This window comes from Psychrobacter sp. Ps1, assembly GCF_022129425.1.
In the GTDB taxonomy this organism is placed as follows: Bacteria; Pseudomonadota; Gammaproteobacteria; order Pseudomonadales; family Moraxellaceae; genus Psychrobacter.
In genome coordinates, this window is the sequence record NZ_JADQAN010000056.1 from 1 (window position 1) to 1,030 (window position 1,030).

Consider the following 1,030-nt stretch of genomic DNA (forward strand, 5'->3'; position numbering starts at 1 on the left):
ATGACAAGCGCAAAATGTGGAATCAGATGCGCATGATGCCGACAGATTTCACGGATTTGTCTGGTGAAAAAACCTTTACCTATCTGATGAATGGTAAGACCACAGCAGCCAATTGGACACAACTAGTGAAAGCGGGACAGCCCGTCAAACTACGCTTTATCAATGGCTCAGCACAGACGATATTTGATGTGCGTATACCAGGTCTGAAGATGACCGTCGTCTCAACGGATGGCAATGATGTCGCACCCGTCGATATTGATGATTTTCGTATTGGCGTTGCTGAGACTTATGACGTCATTGTCACGCCGACTCAAGACGCGCATACCATATTTGCCCAAAATATCGATCGTTCGGGCTATGTCGCGACCACGCTTGCAACCAAAAAAGGTGCACGTGCTGCAATACCTGCTATGGATAAGATCGAATGGCTAACCATGGCCGATATGATGGGTGCGATGGGTGACAAAGGCTACAAAGCAAAGCATGCTAAGACCGAGTATGACTTTAAATCTGATATGCGTGTCGACAGTCCACGTATGAACCTCGATGATCCCGGTATTAATCTGCGCAATATCAATCGAGAGGTGCTGAATTATAGTCAGCTGCGCTCTGTCGATGAGGCCATATTTGCAGAGCAGCGTAAGCCTACCCGAGAGATCGAGCTACATTTAACGGGTAACATGGAGCGCTATATTTGGGCTCTAGATGGTGTCATGTTTAAGGATGCAACGCCTGTCAATATTAAGCCAAACGAGCGCGTTCGTATCACCTTAGTCAATGACACGATGATGAATCACCCGATGCATCTGCATGGAATGTGGAGTGATTTGCGCACGCTATCTGGAGACTTTCAGGTACGTAAACATACGATTGTGGTGCAGCCTGCGCAAAAGATTAGCTTCGATGTGACGGGTGAATTTGGACGATGGGCATGGCATTGCCATCTGCTTTATCACATGGAAGCCGGTATGTTCCGAGAAGTTGCCGTCGTTTAACAAACCTTCAAATATGAGGCTTATTATGAAAATAT

1 protein-coding gene is annotated in these 1,030 nt (G+C 46.6%); it reads left to right on the forward strand.

Translation table 11 applies throughout. The features are described 5' to 3' along the window. Positions 1–995: multicopper oxidase domain-containing protein (locus tag I3249_RS13035; RefSeq protein ID WP_238070245.1), on the forward strand; the 995-nt coding region annotated here is incomplete at its 5' end. Positions 996–1,030 lie beyond the last annotated feature (35 nt).